Annotated in this window: 13 protein-coding genes; 4 read left to right on the top strand and 9 right to left on the bottom strand. The window is 65.9% G+C overall.

Annotated elements, in window-relative coordinates; all coding sequences use genetic code 11:
* Positions 1–45: 45 nt before the first annotated feature.
* The 6 genes from aspS to LIX00_RS07355 all read right to left on the bottom strand — a co-directional run bounded on the left by aspS (position 46) and on the right by LIX00_RS07355 (position 7360).
* Complete coding sequence (gene aspS / locus LIX00_RS07380; RefSeq protein ID WP_227355560.1) at positions 46–1344, bottom strand: aspartate--tRNA(Asn) ligase; 1299 nt, start codon at positions 1342–1344, stop codon at positions 46–48.
* Positions 1345–1399: 55 nt separating this feature from the next.
* Positions 1400–2011, bottom strand: a complete 612-nt coding sequence (locus LIX00_RS07375) for a TetR/AcrR family transcriptional regulator (protein ID WP_227355559.1) — start codon at positions 2009–2011, stop codon at positions 1400–1402.
* A gap of 39 nt (positions 2012–2050) precedes the next feature.
* Entirely contained in the window at positions 2051–2854 is an 804-nt protein-coding gene (locus LIX00_RS07370; RefSeq protein ID WP_227355558.1) for a DUF2705 family protein, read from the bottom strand.
* Positions 2847–3731: an ABC transporter ATP-binding protein gene (locus tag LIX00_RS07365; protein WP_227355557.1), complete on the bottom strand. Its 885-nt coding sequence runs from the start codon at positions 3729–3731 to the stop codon at positions 2847–2849. Before LIX00_RS07365 ends, LIX00_RS07370 begins: the two co-directional genes overlap by 8 nt.
* 141 nt (positions 3732–3872) lie before the next feature.
* The gene (locus LIX00_RS07360; protein ID WP_227355556.1) at positions 3873–4595 is read right to left on the bottom strand and encodes a phosphoglycerol geranylgeranyltransferase; all 723 of its coding nucleotides are present in this window, start codon (positions 4593–4595) and stop codon (positions 3873–3875) included.
* A gap of 281 nt (positions 4596–4876) precedes the next feature.
* Positions 4877–7360 (bottom strand): DNA topoisomerase I, encoded by a 2484-nt coding sequence (locus LIX00_RS07355; RefSeq protein ID WP_227355555.1) that lies wholly within the window; start codon positions 7358–7360, stop codon positions 4877–4879.
* 197 nt (positions 7361–7557) lie between these two features.
* Between LIX00_RS07355 and LIX00_RS07350 the strand changes: the two genes are divergently transcribed.
* The 3 genes from LIX00_RS07350 to LIX00_RS07340 all read left to right on the top strand — a co-directional run bounded on the left by LIX00_RS07350 (position 7558) and on the right by LIX00_RS07340 (position 11968).
* The gene (locus LIX00_RS07350) at positions 7558–9774 is read left to right on the top strand and encodes a sensor histidine kinase (protein WP_227355554.1); all 2217 of its coding nucleotides are present in this window, start codon (positions 7558–7560) and stop codon (positions 9772–9774) included.
* A gap of 80 nt (positions 9775–9854) precedes the next feature.
* Positions 9855–10430, top strand: a complete 576-nt coding sequence (locus LIX00_RS07345; RefSeq protein ID WP_227355553.1) for a response regulator — start codon at positions 9855–9857, stop codon at positions 10428–10430.
* 140 nt (positions 10431–10570) lie between these two features.
* On the top strand, positions 10571–11968 hold the full coding sequence (locus tag LIX00_RS07340) for an MATE family efflux transporter (protein WP_368410740.1): 1398 nt from the start codon (positions 10571–10573) through the stop codon (positions 11966–11968).
* Between the two features lie 43 nt (positions 11969–12011).
* Here the strand turns inward: LIX00_RS07340 and LIX00_RS07335 are convergent, their stop codons facing one another.
* The 3 genes from LIX00_RS07335 to LIX00_RS07325 all read right to left on the bottom strand — a co-directional run bounded on the left by LIX00_RS07335 (position 12012) and on the right by LIX00_RS07325 (position 14798).
* On the bottom strand, positions 12012–12722 hold the full coding sequence (locus LIX00_RS07335; RefSeq protein ID WP_227355551.1) for a lytic transglycosylase domain-containing protein: 711 nt from the start codon (positions 12720–12722) through the stop codon (positions 12012–12014).
* Between the two features lie 209 nt (positions 12723–12931).
* On the bottom strand, positions 12932–14443 hold the full coding sequence (gene gatB, locus LIX00_RS07330) for an Asp-tRNA(Asn)/Glu-tRNA(Gln) amidotransferase subunit GatB (RefSeq protein ID WP_227355550.1): 1512 nt from the start codon (positions 14441–14443) through the stop codon (positions 12932–12934).
* A 25-nt stretch (positions 14444–14468) separates the two neighbouring features.
* Positions 14469–14798: a histidine phosphatase family protein gene (locus tag LIX00_RS07325; RefSeq protein WP_227355549.1), complete on the bottom strand. Its 330-nt coding sequence runs from the start codon at positions 14796–14798 to the stop codon at positions 14469–14471.
* A 31-nt stretch (positions 14799–14829) separates the two neighbouring features.
* On the opposite strand from LIX00_RS07325, the gene LIX00_RS07320 reads away from it, so the two are divergent.
* The gene (locus LIX00_RS07320) at positions 14830–15060 is read left to right on the top strand and encodes a DUF7518 family protein (RefSeq protein ID WP_227355548.1); all 231 of its coding nucleotides are present in this window, start codon (positions 14830–14832) and stop codon (positions 15058–15060) included.
* Positions 15061–15064 lie beyond the last annotated feature (4 nt).

Genomic DNA, 15064 nt, shown 5'->3' with positions numbered 1-15064 from the left:
GGCAGTCGCGGCGAGTTCGCTCCACTCCCTGCTCCCGCTCGCCGACTACGGCGAGAGCCGCTGTCGGTCTCGCGGGAACAACACCGCTTCGCGGATGTTGTCGAGTCCGAGCATCGTCATGACCAGACGCTCGCCGCCGAGGCCCCAACCGGCGTGGGGAGGCATGCCGTACTTGAACATCTTCGTGTAGTAGTCGAACGCCTCGGGGTCGAGACCCTGCTGTTCGAAGCCTTCGACGAGGCGGTCGAAGCGGTGTTCGCGCTGGCCGCCCGAGACGAGTTCCATCCGCGGGTGCATCATGTCGAAGCCCGTCGAGAGCTCCTCGTCGTCGTCGTGGTCTTTGATGTAGAACGGTTTTATCTCGCTGGGCCAGTCGGTGATGAAGTAGTGGCTGCCCACGTCCTCGCCGAGCGCCTTCTCGCCCTCGGTCGGGAGGTCGTCGCCCCAGACCAGCATCTCGTCCAGTTCGCCGGTGGCGTTGATCCGCTCGATGGCCTCCTCGTAGGTGAGTCGCGGGAAATCGCCCTCCGGGACTTCGAAGTCGACGCCGAGCGCGTCGAGTTCGTCGCTACAGTTCTCGGCGACGCCCTCGTAGGCGGCTTTGACGACCGATTCGCAGGCGTCCATCGCCTCGGTGTGGTCGAAAAAGGCGCTCTCGAAGTCGATGCTCGTCGCCTCGTTCAGGTGGCGCGGGGTGTTGTGCTCCTCGGCGCGGAAGATGGGACCGATTTCGAAGACGCGCTCGAGACCGGAGCCGACCATCAACTGCTTGAACAACTGCGGCGACTGGTTCATGAACGCCTCGCGCCCGAAGTAGGTGATGGGGAACAGTTCGGTTCCGCCCTCCGTTCCCGTCGCCACTATCTTCGGCGTGTTTATCTCGGTGCAGCCCAGTTCGCGGAACTGCTCGCGCACGGAGCGAAGCACCTCGGCGCGGATTTTGAACGCCGCCTCCACGTCCTCCTTTCGCGCGTCGAGCGTCCGGTTGTCGAGGCGCGTCGAGAGGTCGGCGTCCACCTTTCCGCTGGGGTCGAGCGGAAGTTCCGGCTCTGCGGGCGCGATGACTTCGACTTCCGTCGGAACGATTTCAACGTCGGTCGGCGCGCGCGGCTCCTCTTCCACGTCACCCGATATCTTCACGACGCTCTCGCGGTTGACGCCCAGTCCCGTCTCCACGAGGTCGTCGTCCATCTCGTCCTTCTCGAACTTGACCTGAATCTTCCCGGTCGTGTCGCGGACGATGAGGAATGCGATACCGCCGAGGTCGCGGATTTCGTGCACCCAGCCGGCGACCGTGACGCTGTCGCCGGGTTCGGCGTCCGCGGTGTAGGTACGGTTCTGCATACGGCGCAGTTCTTCCGGGGCGGTCTTAAACGCGTTCGTTTCCGGCCGCCGTGGCTCACTCCGGCGGCCGCGTCAGCCCCGCCGCGACGGTTTCGATGAGCGTGTCGCGGACGGCGGGGTAGTACTCCCCGAACTGCTCGCGGTACAGGGGGAGGAACTTCACGACGCCCATCGCCCCCACGATGGCGTAGGGGTCCCCGTCGCGAATCTTCCCCGCTTCCTGCCACCGTTCGACGTACGGGAGCACGTACGCGAACGAGGCCGCCCGCCGCGCTTCGAGTTCTTCGTCCGAGAGGCCGTCCATCGTTCGCATCATCCGCGCGAGTTCGTCGCCCTCGAGCAACTGCTGGAACAGTTCGTTCTCCTCCATCGTCTCGACCAGCAGGCGGAGGAACCGCCGAATCGCTCGCTCGGGGTCGTCTTCCGCCGCCAGCGAGTTCGCGACGAGTTCGTCCGCGAGTTCGTGGCCCTCCCGCTGGACGACCTCGAAGTACAGCTCCTCCTTCGAGTCGAAAAAGCGGTAGAACGTTCCGTTGGCGATACCGACCGCGTCGGTGAGGTCGGCGATGGTCGTCTTTCGCGGCCCGTACCGCGCGAACAGGTCGCGGCCCGCCGCCATCAACTCCTCCCGGATGCGCTCTCGCTCTTCCTCGTCGAAGCCCCTCATGCGGTATCCTCCGTCTCGTCCACCCTCATCTTTCGTCCCTCACGCGATATCCTTCCGTCGGAACACGGCGCGGCTCACGAGCACCAGCGCGACGGTCGCTCCGAGCAGCACGGCGGCCCCCGCCCAGTCGTACTCCCCGGAGACGAGGATGGCCGTGGGGTCGTAGTAGCGCGTCGGGCTTATCGCGCCGAGCCAATCGACGCCCGCCGATTCGCTGACGGAGTCGAGCAGGAATAGGGCGAACACCGCGCCGAGACCGCCGCGCTGGGCGATGTCGGCACGGTCGAACAGCACCGAGAGGAGCAGTCCGATGGCTCCGCACGCGAGCAGGTACGGTATCGACAGCAGGTGAACCATCGCCACGTCGACCATCGACGCCGATTCGCCGACCGCGACGATGCTCCCGTACACGACCGCTCCGACGACGACGTTGAGGACGAGTATCGTCGGCAGCAGCGAGACGAACTTCTCGACCAGCACCGTCGAGCGCGAGACGGGTGCGGCAAGCAGGACGTCCAGTCGGTCGCGCTCCACGTCGCCCGCGATGAGGCTCCCGGCCACGTAGGCGACGTAGATGCCGAGCAGCAGGAGCCAGAAGAACTGGTAGATTTCGACCGCGAGGAACCCCTCTATCGTGGTCAGCGAGAAGCCGCCGCCGGACGCGCCGAACGCCGCCTTCATCGCGGGCGGCAGGCTCTCCCAGTAGGCGTCGATGTCCGCGCCGGACGATTCGATGGACGGGAACAGGGCGACCATCAACACCGACAGCAGGGCGAGCAGCACGGAGAGGACGACCGCGCTCTTGTACCGCCGGGAGGCCTCGTAGCGCACGATTTCAAGCATGCGCCTCGCCCCCGTAGAACCGCATGAACACCTCGTCCAGCGGCGCTTCCTCCACGTCCAGATCGACGATGTGGAACGCCGAGAGGTGGTCGATGAGCGCGTCGTACTCGCCCGTGAAGGTGAATCGCACCTCCCCGTCCAGCGAGAGGTCGTGGACGCCCGCGATGTCGAAATCGGCCGGGTCGACCGACTCTTCGACGTTCACTCGGACGCGCTTGCCGCTCCGGTCGAGCAGCGTCTCCACGTCCTCGGTCGTGACGAGTCGTCCGTCTCGGATGATGCCGACGCGGTCGCACACCTTCCGAACCTCGCTCAGGATGTGGCTGGAGAAGAATATCGTCTTCCCCCGCTCCCGCTCGGCTTGGATGAAGTCGTAGAAGCGTTCCTGCATCAGCGGGTCGAGCCCCGAGGTCGGTTCGTCCATGATCACGAGGTCGGGGTCGTGCATGAACGCCTGCACGATGGCGAGTTTCTGCTTGTTCCCGCGCGAGAGCGCGCCGATCTTCCGGTCGGTCGGCGCGTCGAACAGGTCGAGCAGTTCGCCGCGTCGGGCGTCGCCCTTCAGCGACGCCTGATAGTCGAGGAACCGCGCGCCGGTCGTCTCCTCGTCGAAGCCGGGGTCGCTCGGCAGGTAGCCGACGCGGCGCTTGGCTTCGATGAGCGCCCGCTCGTCACGCACGTCGCGTCCGAGCACCGTCGCCCCTCCCGCCGTGGGCGCGATGAATCCGAGCAGGGTTCGAATCGTCGTCGTCTTCCCGGCCCCGTTCGGGCCGAGGAAGCCGAACACCTCGCCCTCCTCGACGGCGAGGTTCAGGTCTTCGATACCCCGCGTCTCGCCGTAGAACTTCGTCAGGTTTCGCGTCTCGATCGTCGACATGGTCTCTCACCGTGTATCTCGGTGCTATGAATACATGAACGTATCGTTCATACATTTTCGAAGCGCGAAATCGACAGCGACCGTTCGTCGAAGAAGCGTCTCCGCGTCGCTACCGACCGAAAATCCGCGTAAAAAGTGGCCCTACGCCGATTCGGCGCGCGTCTTCTTCGCTTCGTTCGCCGCTTCGACCGTCTCGCGGACGGCGTCCACGCCCTCGTCGTGGACGAGGTTACCGACGACGACGACGTCCGCGTGCTGGGCCATCGTGTGCGCGGAGTCGTAGTCGTGGATGCCGCCGCCGTAGAACAGCGTCGCCTCGTCCAGCGCGTCCTGCGCCGCCGCGACGACCTCGGTGTCGCCGAACATGCCGGAGTACTCGACGTAGATTATCCGCTGGCCGAGCGCGCGCTCCGCCAGTTCGGCGTAGGCCGCGACGTCGTCGGCGGTCTGGTCGCAGTTGGCCTCGGTGTACTGGGCGACGCTGGAATCCGGATTGAGGATGATATACCCCTCGGTGAACGTCTTCGACCAGTCGATATCCGTGATGCGCACCCACTCCTTGTGGAGGCCGGCGATCCACGCGACGTCGCGCGTGTTCAGCACGGTCGGGACGAGGTAGCCGTCGAGCGCCTCGTTCTCCACGACGACCGCGGGATTGCTCGGTTCCTGATACAGCGGCACGTCGTACTCGGCGCACGCATCGATGACTCGCGTCATCTTCTCCTCGGTCATCCCCAGCGTCCCCCCGATCTCGAGGGCGTCCGTCCCCGTCGAACACACGTCGGCGAAGGTGTCGTCGCCCGCGAGGGTCTTGTCCGGGTCGATTTTGGTGATGTGGCTCCAGTCGTCCCACGGCGCAGTCATAGGCCCCTTTTCAGAATTGCGGGCTAAAACAGCTTCGAAACGACCACCACGACCTTTTACGACGGTCGGGGGGCAGCGCCCGCGCGACGTCGTAAACGCTCGACCAAAGGCACTCCTCCCTCACCTCACCGCGTTCCGCACGGTCGTCGGCCCTCGTCGCTTTCCTCCTCGTTCGCGGCGAACTGCTGGCCTCCGGCGGTCGCATCGCCTGCTCCAGCGCGGCGGCAGGTCGGACAGCCGATTTCAGAAACGAACGACGAGAATCGGACGGGACGAGTGGCTCAGTCCGCTTTCGCCTGCCAACTCCGCAACCGGTCTTCGCTCACGCCGCTGACCCGCTCCGCGACGGTCTCGACCTCCGCGCTCTTCAGGTCGTCTACGTTCTGGATGCCGGCCTCGGCGAGTTTCTCGGCCGTCTTCGAGCCGATTCCCTCGATGGCTTCGAGGCCGCTCTTGGACTCGCGCTCCTTGAACTCCCGGTAGTTGCAGATGGGACAGCCGAGTTCCCACGGTTCGTCGCCGCCGTGGACGACGAGTTCCGGCAGGCCGTGCTCCTCGCAGCGCTCGTCCGTCACTTCGATGTCGCCCCGGCGCGGGAGGGGAAGCGAGTAGTCGCAGTCGGGGTAGCGCGTGCAGCCGACCAGCCGCGAACCGGTCTGGAGGCGCTTTATCGCCAACTCCCCGCCGTGTTCCTCGCCGCACTCCGGACAGTCGCCGATGACGCGGTCCTCTTCTTCCTCTGCCTCTTCCGCCTTGCACAGGGGGCAGCCGTGGACGAAGGTGCTCCGTCCGGCGAGCATCTTCACCTCGCGCAGGCCGTGTTCCTCGCACGTCTCGTCCAGCAGGAGCGGCTTCCCCTTGTTCGGCAGGGGGAGGGTGTACGTGCAGTCGGGGTAGCCGTCGCAGCCGACGAAGTACGACCCCCGCCTGCTCTGGCGGACGAGCAGACTCTCGCCGCAGTCGGGACACGGACCGAGCGTCTTGTCCTCCTTCAGCGACTGCTGGAGGTGTTTGCCGATTTCCTCGCGCGACTCCTCCAGGTCGTCGAACACCTCGGCCAGAATCTCGCGCGAGGAGTCGGCCACGTCGTCCAACTCGGCGTCGCCCTCGGCGATTGCGGTCATGTCCTCCTCGAGTCGGCGGGTCATCGTCTCGCTCACCACGAGGTCGGCGTAGTCCTCCGCGGCCTCCACGACCGCCTGCGCGAGCCGCGTCGGTCGCGGCGGGTCGCTTTCGAGGTACCCCCGGTCGTAGAGCTTCTGGATGGTGTTGTGGCGCGTGCTCTTCGTTCCGATGCCCATCTTCTCCATGGTCTCGATGAGCCGCGACTGGCCGTACCGACGGGGCGGTTGGGTCTGTTTCTCCTCGATCCGCGTGTCGGTCACGTCGAGCGTCTCGCCCTCCTCGACGTTCGGCACGTAGTTCTCGCTGGTGTTGAAGTACGGGTAGACCGCGTGGTAGCCCGATTCGAGCAGTCGCTTCCCGTTCGCCTTGAGCGAGAGGTCGGACACCGCGGCGACCACCTTCAGGTGCTCCCACTTCGCGCTATCGGCGACCGTGGCGAAGAAGCGCCGGACGACGAGTTCGTACACATCCCACTCGTCGTCGCCCAACTCGCCCTTCGTCGGGATATCCTCCGTCGGGTGAATCGGGGGGTGGTCGGTCGTCTCCTCGTCGCCCTCCGTCGGCTCGATGTCGTCCCGCTCCAGCAGGTGCTCGGCGTCCTCGCCGAAGTGGTAGTTCCCGACGAAGGTGTCGAGCAGCTCCTCGGGGTCCAGGTCGTCCGGATACACCGTGTTGTCGGTGCGCGGATAGGTGATGTAGCCGGCGGTGTAGAGGTCCTCCGCGATGCTCATCGCGCGCTGGGCGGAGTAGCCGAGGCTGCCCGCCGCGCGGATGAACTGCGTCGTGTTGAACGGCGCGGGCGGGTCGTCGGTTCGCGTGCGCCGCGAGACGCGCTCGACGGTCGCCCGCGTCGCCTCTTCGAGCGTCTCGTACGCCTTCTTCGCCGTTTCTTCGTCCCAGACGCGCTCGGCCTCGTTGCCGTCCTCGTCGCGGTAGAAGTACTGGGCTTCGAACTCCTCGCCGGCCTTCCGGAGGTCGGCGAACAGCTCCCAGTAGTCCTCGGGGTCGAACGCCTGAATCTCGCGCTCGCGGTCGACGATGAGCTTGAGCGTCGGGCTCTGCACCCGCCCGACGCTGATGAAGTCGTTACCGAGCTGTCTCGCCGAGAGCGAGAGGAAGCGAGTCAGCGCCGCGCCCCAGATGAGGTCGATTATCTGGCGCGCCTCGCCCGCCGCCGCGAGGTCGAAGTCGAGTTCGTCGGGGTTCTCGAAGGCGGAGGCGACCTCGTTCTCGGTGATCGAGGAGAACCGCACCCGGTGAACCGGCACGTCCTCGTTCACCTCGCGGACGAGTTCCCACGCCTCCTTTCCGATGAGTTCGCCCTCGCGGTCGTAGTCCGTCGCTATCGTCACGCGGTTCGCGTCGCGGGCGAGCAACCGCAGCGTGCGGACGATGTTCTCCTTGGTCGGTTGTTTCTCGATGTCGGCGTCGATGAGTTCGACCGGTTCCACGTCGCGCCAGTCGTTGTACTCGGGGGGGAAGTCCACTCCGACGACGTGACCCGACAGGCCGATGCATCGCTTGCCGCCCCACTTGTAGACGTTGACGCCGTTCCGTCGGTCGGCGTCGGCGCTGCCGCCGGAGAGAATGTCGGCGATCCGGCGCGCAGCGTTGTCCTTCTCGGTGATGATGAGTTCCACTCACCCATCACCCCGGTTCGTGTCGGTCATCGCCCTCGGCTACGGTCATCGTGCTGGTAAACGTTTCGCCAGCGAAAATCGCGTGCGAACGACGGGGTTCGGCTCCCGCCGTTCGCCCCCGCCGTCTTCCGATTATCTGGCCTGATAATGGAAGAAACGGCTATATCGCATCTCGTCGTACCGAGAACTATTCTGACATGTTCGAAACCATCACGTTCCCCGCCGGTGTCGTGCTCGCGGGAACCGCGGTCGGGTGCGGCGTCGGGTTCGCGCTCGCACGGTACGCGTGGTCGAACCGGGACGTGCCCGGTGCGAAGTCGTTCTCGTCGCTGACGGTCGCCATCGCGGGCTGGTGTCTCTTCTCGCTTCTCCTCTTTACGAGTTCGACGCGCCCTCGCGCCGTCCTCTGGGTGACGCTCGTCGGCGTGTGCGTGACCGTCGTCCCGTTCCTCTGGCTCACCTTCGCGCTCGAGTACGTCGGCCGGGACGACTGGTTGACCGCGAGGACGGTTCCGCTCATCTGGGCCGAGCCCGTCGTCTACAGCCTCTTCGAACTCGCCACCCCCGGATACGGATTCACGAACGAGAGCGCCCGCGTGGCGTCGATGGGCGGTCTGACCGTCGTGTCAGTGGCCCACCCGCCGTCGTTCTACTTCCACCTCGCCTACCTGTTCGTGGTCGTCGCGACCGGGTTCGCGTTCCTCCTCGCGTTCCTCATGCGCGTCGACCGCCTCTATCGAAAACAGACGGCGGCCATCGTCTTCGCGGGACTGTTCCCGCTCGCCGGTGCCGTCTTTTTCACCTTCGTCGTCCCGCGCTACGTGCTCACCCTGACGCCGGTCTCCTTCGCCGGGGGCGGCGTCCTCGTCGGTCTCGCGCTCTTCCGGTACGATTTTCTCGACGTCGCTCCCCTCGCCGCGGAGGTCGTGCTGGACGAGATGGACGACCCGGTCATCGTCGTCGACGACCGTCGAATCCTCGAGTACAACGCGGCGGCGGAGGCGCTGTTCGAGTCGTCGGACGTCGTCGGCCGCGACCTCGAAGCCGTCGTTCCGGGGCTGCTCGACGCGGTGTCCGCGGACGAACCGTTTTCGCCCGCTCCCGTTCGAGCGGACGGCGGTGCCGTGCCGGAGAATCCGGTGTACGACCCGCAGCGAACCGCGATACGCGACCACCACGGCATCCACCGCGCCGAAATTCTCGTCCTTCGGGAGATAACCGTTCAGAAGCGCCGAGAAAGGACGCTCCGCGCGCTTCAATCCGCGAGTCGCCGGTTCATGGACGCGGAACGCCGCGAAGAGATCGCCGAAATCGCCGTCGAAACCGCGGACGACGTGCTCGACCATCCCCATTCCGGCGTCCTCTTTCCGAACGACGACGGAACCGCGCTCCGGTCGGTCGCCTTGACGGGGACCATCGCGCGCAGAACCGACGGTTCGATGGTTCTGCCCCGCGACGACGGTCCCGTCTGGGAGGCGTTCGAGACCGGCGCTCCCGCCGTCCACGAAACCTCGGCGGAGCTTTCGGAACTCCGGTACGCCGACTTCCCGGTCGGATGCGTGCTGTTGCTCCCGCTGGGCGAACACGGCGTTCTCGGCGTCGGAAGCGACGTGGAGAAGCGCGCGTTCACCGACGACGACCGGCGATTCGCCACCGTTCTGGCGACCACGACCGAGACGGCGCTCGACCGGGCGCGGCGAGAGGCCGAACTGCGCGAGAGTCAGGCGATGGTCGAGGAGCGAACCGAGCAGATAGAGTTCTTCAACGGCGTCCTCCGCCACGACATCCTGAACGGGATAACCGTCATCAACGGGAATCTCGGACTCCTCGACGAACACGTGGACGAATCGGGGGAACCGCTCCTCGAAACCGTCCGCGATTGGAGCGAGGATATCGGACAGTTGACGCAGAAGGTGCGGACCGTCAGCGAGACCGTGACGAACTCCGAGTCGGTGTCGCTGACGACCCGCTCCCTGTCCGAGACGCTGTCGAAGAAGGCGACGAAGATTCGAAACACGTACCCGGACGTCAGCGTCCGAACGGACATCGAGGACGGCCTGCGCGTCTCCGCGAACGAACTGCTCGGCGAAGTGTTGGAGAACGTCCTACTGAACGCCATCGAGCACAACGACGCGGACTTCCCCTCGCTCGCGATACGGGCGCGTCGCTCGGGCGGCGACGTACGCGTCGAAATCGAGGACGACGGTCCCGGCATCCCCGACGAGATGAAGTCGCAGGTGTTCGACCGTAACGTCACGTCCGAAACGTCGGGGTCCGTCGGATTCGGTCTCTACTTCGTTCACGTGATGATGGAGCAGTTCGGCGGAACCGTCCGGTTCGAAGACGCGGACCCCCGAGGCACCGTCGCGGTGCTCACGTTCCCGGCGGTTTCTCCCGGTATCGAACGCGCGTAGAGAAATTCTAGATGTCGTATGTGTGGAGGGAAAGATATTACTGGCGCTGTTACCCATCTCCGCACCGAGGTACTGGCACGATGACCGAATCAGGAGACGTTGGCGTACTGATAGTGGACGACGAGTCCGAAGTCACCGATTTGTACGAAGCGTGGCTCTCCGAGTTCCGGACGTACACAGCCAACGACGGACGCGAAGCGGTCACGACGCTCGACCGGCTTTCGGAGCGCATCGACGTGGTGCTGCTCGACCGAAAGATGCCGGGCGCGGGCGGCGAAACCGTTCTCGAAACGATTCGCGACCGCGGACACGACTGTCGGGTCGCCATGACGACGGCGGTGGCACCCGACTACGACATCATCGACATGGAGTTCGACGAGTACGTCACGAAACCCGTGGACGGCGAGACGCTTCGAGAGACGGTGACGGCGCTCCACGCTCGGGCGGAGTACGCGGACCGGCTGACGCGCTACTACTCCCTCGTCGCGACTCACGCGAACCTGGTGGCCGAACGTCCTCACGACGAACTCCGTGAGAGCGAGGAGTTCGTCGCGCTCGAATCCGAAATCGAGACCGTCCGCCGAACCCTCGACGAGTCCGTCGACCTCGGCGACCACCGCGAGTTTCAGCACGTTCTCCGCGAGTTTCGGCAGTGAACCGACGCTTCGCCGCCCACCGCCGAGCGTCCGCCTCGGTCGGAAATCCGGCAGGGAGGGGACGGAACACGTGCGTTTAAGAATCGGTCGACCAATGTGGCGATAGATACGTGTCCCGACGAGCCGAGAGTCGCGTCGATATGACCGACGGAGCCATCACGCCGAAGCTGATGAGCCTCGCGTGGCCGCTGGTCGTCGGCAACCTCCTCCAGACGTTCTACAACCTCGCGGATATGTTCTGGGTCGGGCAGGTCAGCACCGCCGCGGTCGCCGCGGTCTCGCTCATGTTCCCGACGTCGTGGCTGTTCGTCTCGCTGGCGATGGGGCTCACCGCGTCGTCGGTCGCGCTCGTCTCGCAGCACGTCGGCGCCGGCGACGACCGGGCCGCGGACAACGTCGTCGCGCAGACGACGCTGCTCACCGTCCTCGTCGGCGTCGTCCTCGCGTCGCTCGGTTACGCCTTTCGATACCCCCTGCTCTCGCTCGTCGGCGCGGAGGGTGCGGTGTTCCGCGAGGCGCTCCGGTACATCGAGGTGCTCTTCTTTTCCATCCCGTTCACGTTCCTCTTCTTCGTCTTCCGCGCCGTCCTCCGCGGCGCGGGCGACACCAAAACCGCGATGTGGCTGATGGTGCTCTCGGCGGGGATGAACGTCGTTCTCGACCCGTTTCTCATCCTCGGTTACGGTCCGTTCCCCGAGATGGGCACTCGCGGCGCGGCGGTCGCCACGCTCGTCGCTCGCGTGTTCGCGGCCATCGTCGGCGTCTACGTGCTCCTTCGCGGTGACTGGGGCATCCGACTTCGGCTCGACGACCTGCGCCCGGACTGGCCGGTGTTGAAGAAACTCGTCACCGTCGGTTCCCCGGCGACCGTCGACGGCGCGGCCCGGAGTTTCGCCGCCGTGGCGATGGCCGCGCTGGTCGCCCGATTCGGGCCGGTCCCCACCGCCGCATACGGTATCGGCGTCAGGCTGATGTCCGTCTCGTGGACCGTCTCGGGCGCGGTCGGTCAGGCCGCCGCGACGGGCGTCGGCCAGAACCTCGGCGCGGAGACGCCCGACAGGGCCGCCGAAGTGACGTGGAAGGCGACCGCCGGCACGCTGGGCGTGCTCTTCGCCGCCGGCGGGTTGATGGTCGCGTTCCCCGCCGTGGGGATGCGGGTGTTCACGAACGACCCGGCGGTGGTCGAAGAAGGCGTCGACTTCCTCTACGTCATCGGCCCGTTTCTGGCCTTCTTCGGCGGGCTGATGGTGATTCAGGGCGGCTTCCGCGGCGCGGGCGACACCGGCGTCGCGATGTCGCTCTCGTTCCTCTCGCGCTGGGTGCTCCGCATCCCCGTCGCGCTCCTGCTCGCCTACCAGTGGACCCTGTCGCTCGGGCCGGTCGTCGTCTCGGGACTGGCGTGGGGCGTCGGCGGCCTCTGGTGGTCGTGGTCGCTCTCGGCCGTCGGGTCGTTCGTCGTGGGCGCGCTCTGGTTCAGCCTCGGTCGCTGGCGACGAGGCGTGCTGGAAGACGAGCGTAAACCGGCGACGGCGGACTGATTCGACGATAAGCGATTCGTCGGTCGTGGAGTCCGTCGGGCGCTTACGCGTAGGTGAGGTAGCGTTCGACGGACCAGCCCCAGACGTTGCGGTCGAGCCAGTGGACGCCCCACCAGGTGTAGCCGTCCTCGGTCGTCGGCCCGTTCATGATCTCGCCGACCTCGCCCGGCGAGACCGTGGCGACGACGGGCGACTCCGTCCCCGGCTGCTCCCGCGTGTTCAGGTTGACGGTCGGCGTCACCCGGTCGCCGTCGACGAACCCGCCACCGCCGCCGCTTCCGTAAACGTCGCGGTAGTACGCCGCGGCGTTCTTCACGTCGCTGACGTAGGACCAACTGTGGTTGTAGGCGTACAGCGCGCCGTCCCAGTCCTCGGGCGCGCCGTTGTCGGTCAGGTAGTAGGCGGCGGACGGAATCGCGTCCTGATAGTCGCAGATGTTCGCGTACCCGTCGCCGTCGCCGTCGAGACCGTAGTAGTCCCACGTCGAGGGCATGAACTGCATCGGTCCTCTCGCCCCCGCGGACGACGTATCGCAGCCGGCCTCGTACTGGCCGTGGTGGGTCTCTATCCAGCCGATTCCCGCGAGGTACGTCCAGTCGATTCCCCAGTTGGCACCCGTGTCGCGGTACTCCGCGAGGTAGTGCGACGGGATGGAACCGGGTTCGGCGGCGGCGGAGCCCGACAGCCCCGAGACCGCGACCGCCGCCGTTCCCGCCGCGCCGAGCTTCTTGAGCATATCGCGTCGTGATGGCATGATGCGTTTGTTACGATCATCCACGACGCGATATAATTTGCTGATGGAATAATTAATAAATTAATCGACTATATACGTGGGTAGAATATGTCGCGGAGCGGGCAAGCTGGTTGCCCGTCGGACGGACGAGAACTCGCTTCCGAGTGCGAGGCCGAAAACGGAGCACCGCTTCGCGCGGGTCGGGTACCCGCCCGCTCCATCGATTCCGACTACTCGTCCAGTCGCTCTCGGAGCATCCCGTTCACCGAACCGGGGTCCGCGCTCCCGCCGGTCTTCTGCATGACCTGCCCGACGAGGAAGTTGATGGCGCCGCCCTCCCCTGCGTGATAGTCCTCGACCGTGTCCGGGTTCTCGTCGATGGCCTCCTCGACCGCCCGCTCGACTTCGCCCGCGTCGGCCTTGCCGAGTCCCTCTCGCTCGATGACGGTTTCGGGGTCGTCGCCCTCGTCCAGCATCTCGCGGAGGACGATTTCTTCGGCGTTCTTGACCGTAATCTCGTCCTCGGCGACGAGGCGGATGAGGGCCGTGAACTCGTCCAGTCGGCCCTCCACGTCGGTGATCTCCATGTCGCGGTAGTTGAGTTCGCCGAGCAGGTTGTCGGCGACCCACGTCGCGGCGAGGTCGGGGTCGAACTTCTCGGCCACGTCCTCGTAGAAGTCCGCGACCTGCTTGCTCGACGTGAGTTTGCTCGCGGCCTCCGCGCTCAGTCCGTACTCCTCGCGGAAGCGTTCGCGGCGGGCGTCCGGCAGTTCCGGAATCGCCAGCTTCTCCTTCCAGTCGCTCACCCGCAGCGGCGGGATGTCCGCCTCGGCGAAGTAGCGGTAGTCCTTCTCCGCCTCCTTCGAGCGCATCGAGACGGTCGAACCGTGCGTCTCGTTGAAGTGACGGGTCTCCTGTTCGACCGCCTTCCCCCGCCTGATGAGGTTGCGCTGGCGGCTCTCCTCGTAGGCGAGCGCGCTCTCCGCGCCCTTGTGACTGGAGATGTTCTTCACCTCGGTTCGGTTCGCGTCCGCGTCCTCGGAGATGGTGCCGTCGTCGGCGATGTCCTCGGCGGGGACGATGGAGAGGTTCGCGTCCACGCGCAGACTGCCGTCCCGCGTCGAGTCGAAGACGCCGAGGTACTCCAGCACCTCCTCGAGTTTTTCGAGGAAGGAGACCGCCTCGCCGGGTTCGCGGAAGTCGGGTTCCGTGACGATCTCCATCAGGGGCGTCCCGGCGCGGTTGTAGTTGACGAGCGTGTAATCCGCGCGGTCGATGCCGACGGTGCGGGTTTCGATGTCGCCGCTCCCGTCGCGGACGTGGCGGAGGCTGCCGGGGTCCTCTTCGAGGTGAGCGCGGTGGATGCCGACGGTTCGCGTCTCGCCCTCGTGGCGGAACTCCAACTTCCCGTCCTGGCAGATGGGGGCGTCGTACTGCGTTATCTGGAACCCCTTCGGCAGGTCGGGGTAGAAGTAGTTCTTCCGGTGGAAGCGCGTCTCCTCGGGGATGTCGGCGTCGATGGCCTTCCCGACCTTGACGGCGTACTCGACGGCGGCCTCGTTCAGCACCGGGAGCGACCCCGGAAGCCCGAGGCAGACCGGGCAGGTGTAGGTGTTCGGCTCCGCGTCGTCTTGCTTCGTCGAACAGCCGCAGAATATCTTCGTGTCCGTCTCCAGTTGGACGTGAATCTCGAGGCCGATGACGGTAACGAGTTCGTCCTCCTGGACAGCCTGAGCGGTCATTGTTCGTCGATTGGGGCGGTACGCGTTAAAAGCCTACGGAGACGGCCCGAACGCCGCGCTCCTGCGCCGCGAGGCTCGACTCGCCGTTCGCCCACGCGAACGTCCAGTCCTCCCAGACGCCGGCGATGGCGCTCTCGAACGTCTCGCCGACGGTCTCGACCGGGCCGTCGGTCAACCGACGCTCGCGGAAGTCACCCTCGACGGTCACTCCCAGTCCGTGACGGTCGGCGACCGGGCGAACCGTCTCGACCGCGCGAGCGTACGGGAGACGACGGCGTCGGTGCCCGATTCGGCGAGCAGATCGGCGACGCGGGCGGCGTCGTTTCGGCGCGCGTCTGCCGAGCGTCTGACGCACCTTTATGAGGAAACCGTGACGCATACGTGATATGACGAGCCAGCGCGACCGAATCGAGTCGCTCGAATCGCGGGTGGAAGAATTAGAGGCGACGATTCGCGGCCTGACGGAGGAACTCGTGGACGCGAATCAGCGACTGCGAGAGTTGGAGGCCGAGCGGGAATCGACTCAGGCCGAAGAGGCTAAAACCGACGAGTCCAAGGAAGAAATAGAAGACGACGAGGGTGAATCCGACCTCAGCGACGACATCATCGTGGCGTAGGTCC

Source organism: Haladaptatus salinisoli (genome assembly GCF_020614375.1).
In the GTDB taxonomy this organism is placed as follows: domain Archaea; phylum Halobacteriota; class Halobacteria; order Halobacteriales; family Haladaptataceae; genus Haladaptatus; species Haladaptatus salinisoli.
This window is presented reverse-complemented; position numbering and strand designations above follow the sequence as displayed.

What these genes read in the sequence shown, in the direction of transcription:
- aspS (WP_227355560.1), bottom strand. Translation starts at nt 1,344, where the DNA reads ATGCAGAACCGTACCTACACCGCGGACGCCGAACCCGGCGACAGCGTC.
- LIX00_RS07375 (WP_227355559.1), bottom strand. Translation starts at nt 2,011, where the DNA reads ATGAGGGGCTTCGACGAGGAAGAGCGAGAGCGCATCCGGGAGGAGTTG.
- LIX00_RS07370 (WP_227355558.1), bottom strand. Translation starts at nt 2,854, where the DNA reads ATGCTTGAAATCGTGCGCTACGAGGCCTCCCGGCGGTACAAGAGCGCG.
- LIX00_RS07365 (WP_227355557.1), bottom strand. Translation starts at nt 3,731, where the DNA reads ATGTCGACGATCGAGACGCGAAACCTGACGAAGTTCTACGGCGAGACG.
- LIX00_RS07360 (WP_227355556.1), bottom strand. Translation starts at nt 4,595, where the DNA reads ATGACTGCGCCGTGGGACGACTGGAGCCACATCACCAAAATCGACCCG.
- LIX00_RS07350 (WP_227355554.1), top strand. Translation starts at nt 7,558, where the DNA reads ATGTTCGAAACCATCACGTTCCCCGCCGGTGTCGTGCTCGCGGGAACC.
- LIX00_RS07345 (WP_227355553.1), top strand. Translation starts at nt 9,855, where the DNA reads ATGACCGAATCAGGAGACGTTGGCGTACTGATAGTGGACGACGAGTCC.
- LIX00_RS07340 (WP_368410740.1), top strand. Translation starts at nt 10,571, where the DNA reads ATGACCGACGGAGCCATCACGCCGAAGCTGATGAGCCTCGCGTGGCCG.
- LIX00_RS07335 (WP_227355551.1), bottom strand. Translation starts at nt 12,722, where the DNA reads ATGCCATCACGACGCGATATGCTCAAGAAGCTCGGCGCGGCGGGAACG.
- gatB (WP_227355550.1), bottom strand. Translation starts at nt 14,443, where the DNA reads ATGACCGCTCAGGCTGTCCAGGAGGACGAACTCGTTACCGTCATCGGC.
- LIX00_RS07320 (WP_227355548.1), top strand. Translation starts at nt 14,830, where the DNA reads ATGACGAGCCAGCGCGACCGAATCGAGTCGCTCGAATCGCGGGTGGAA.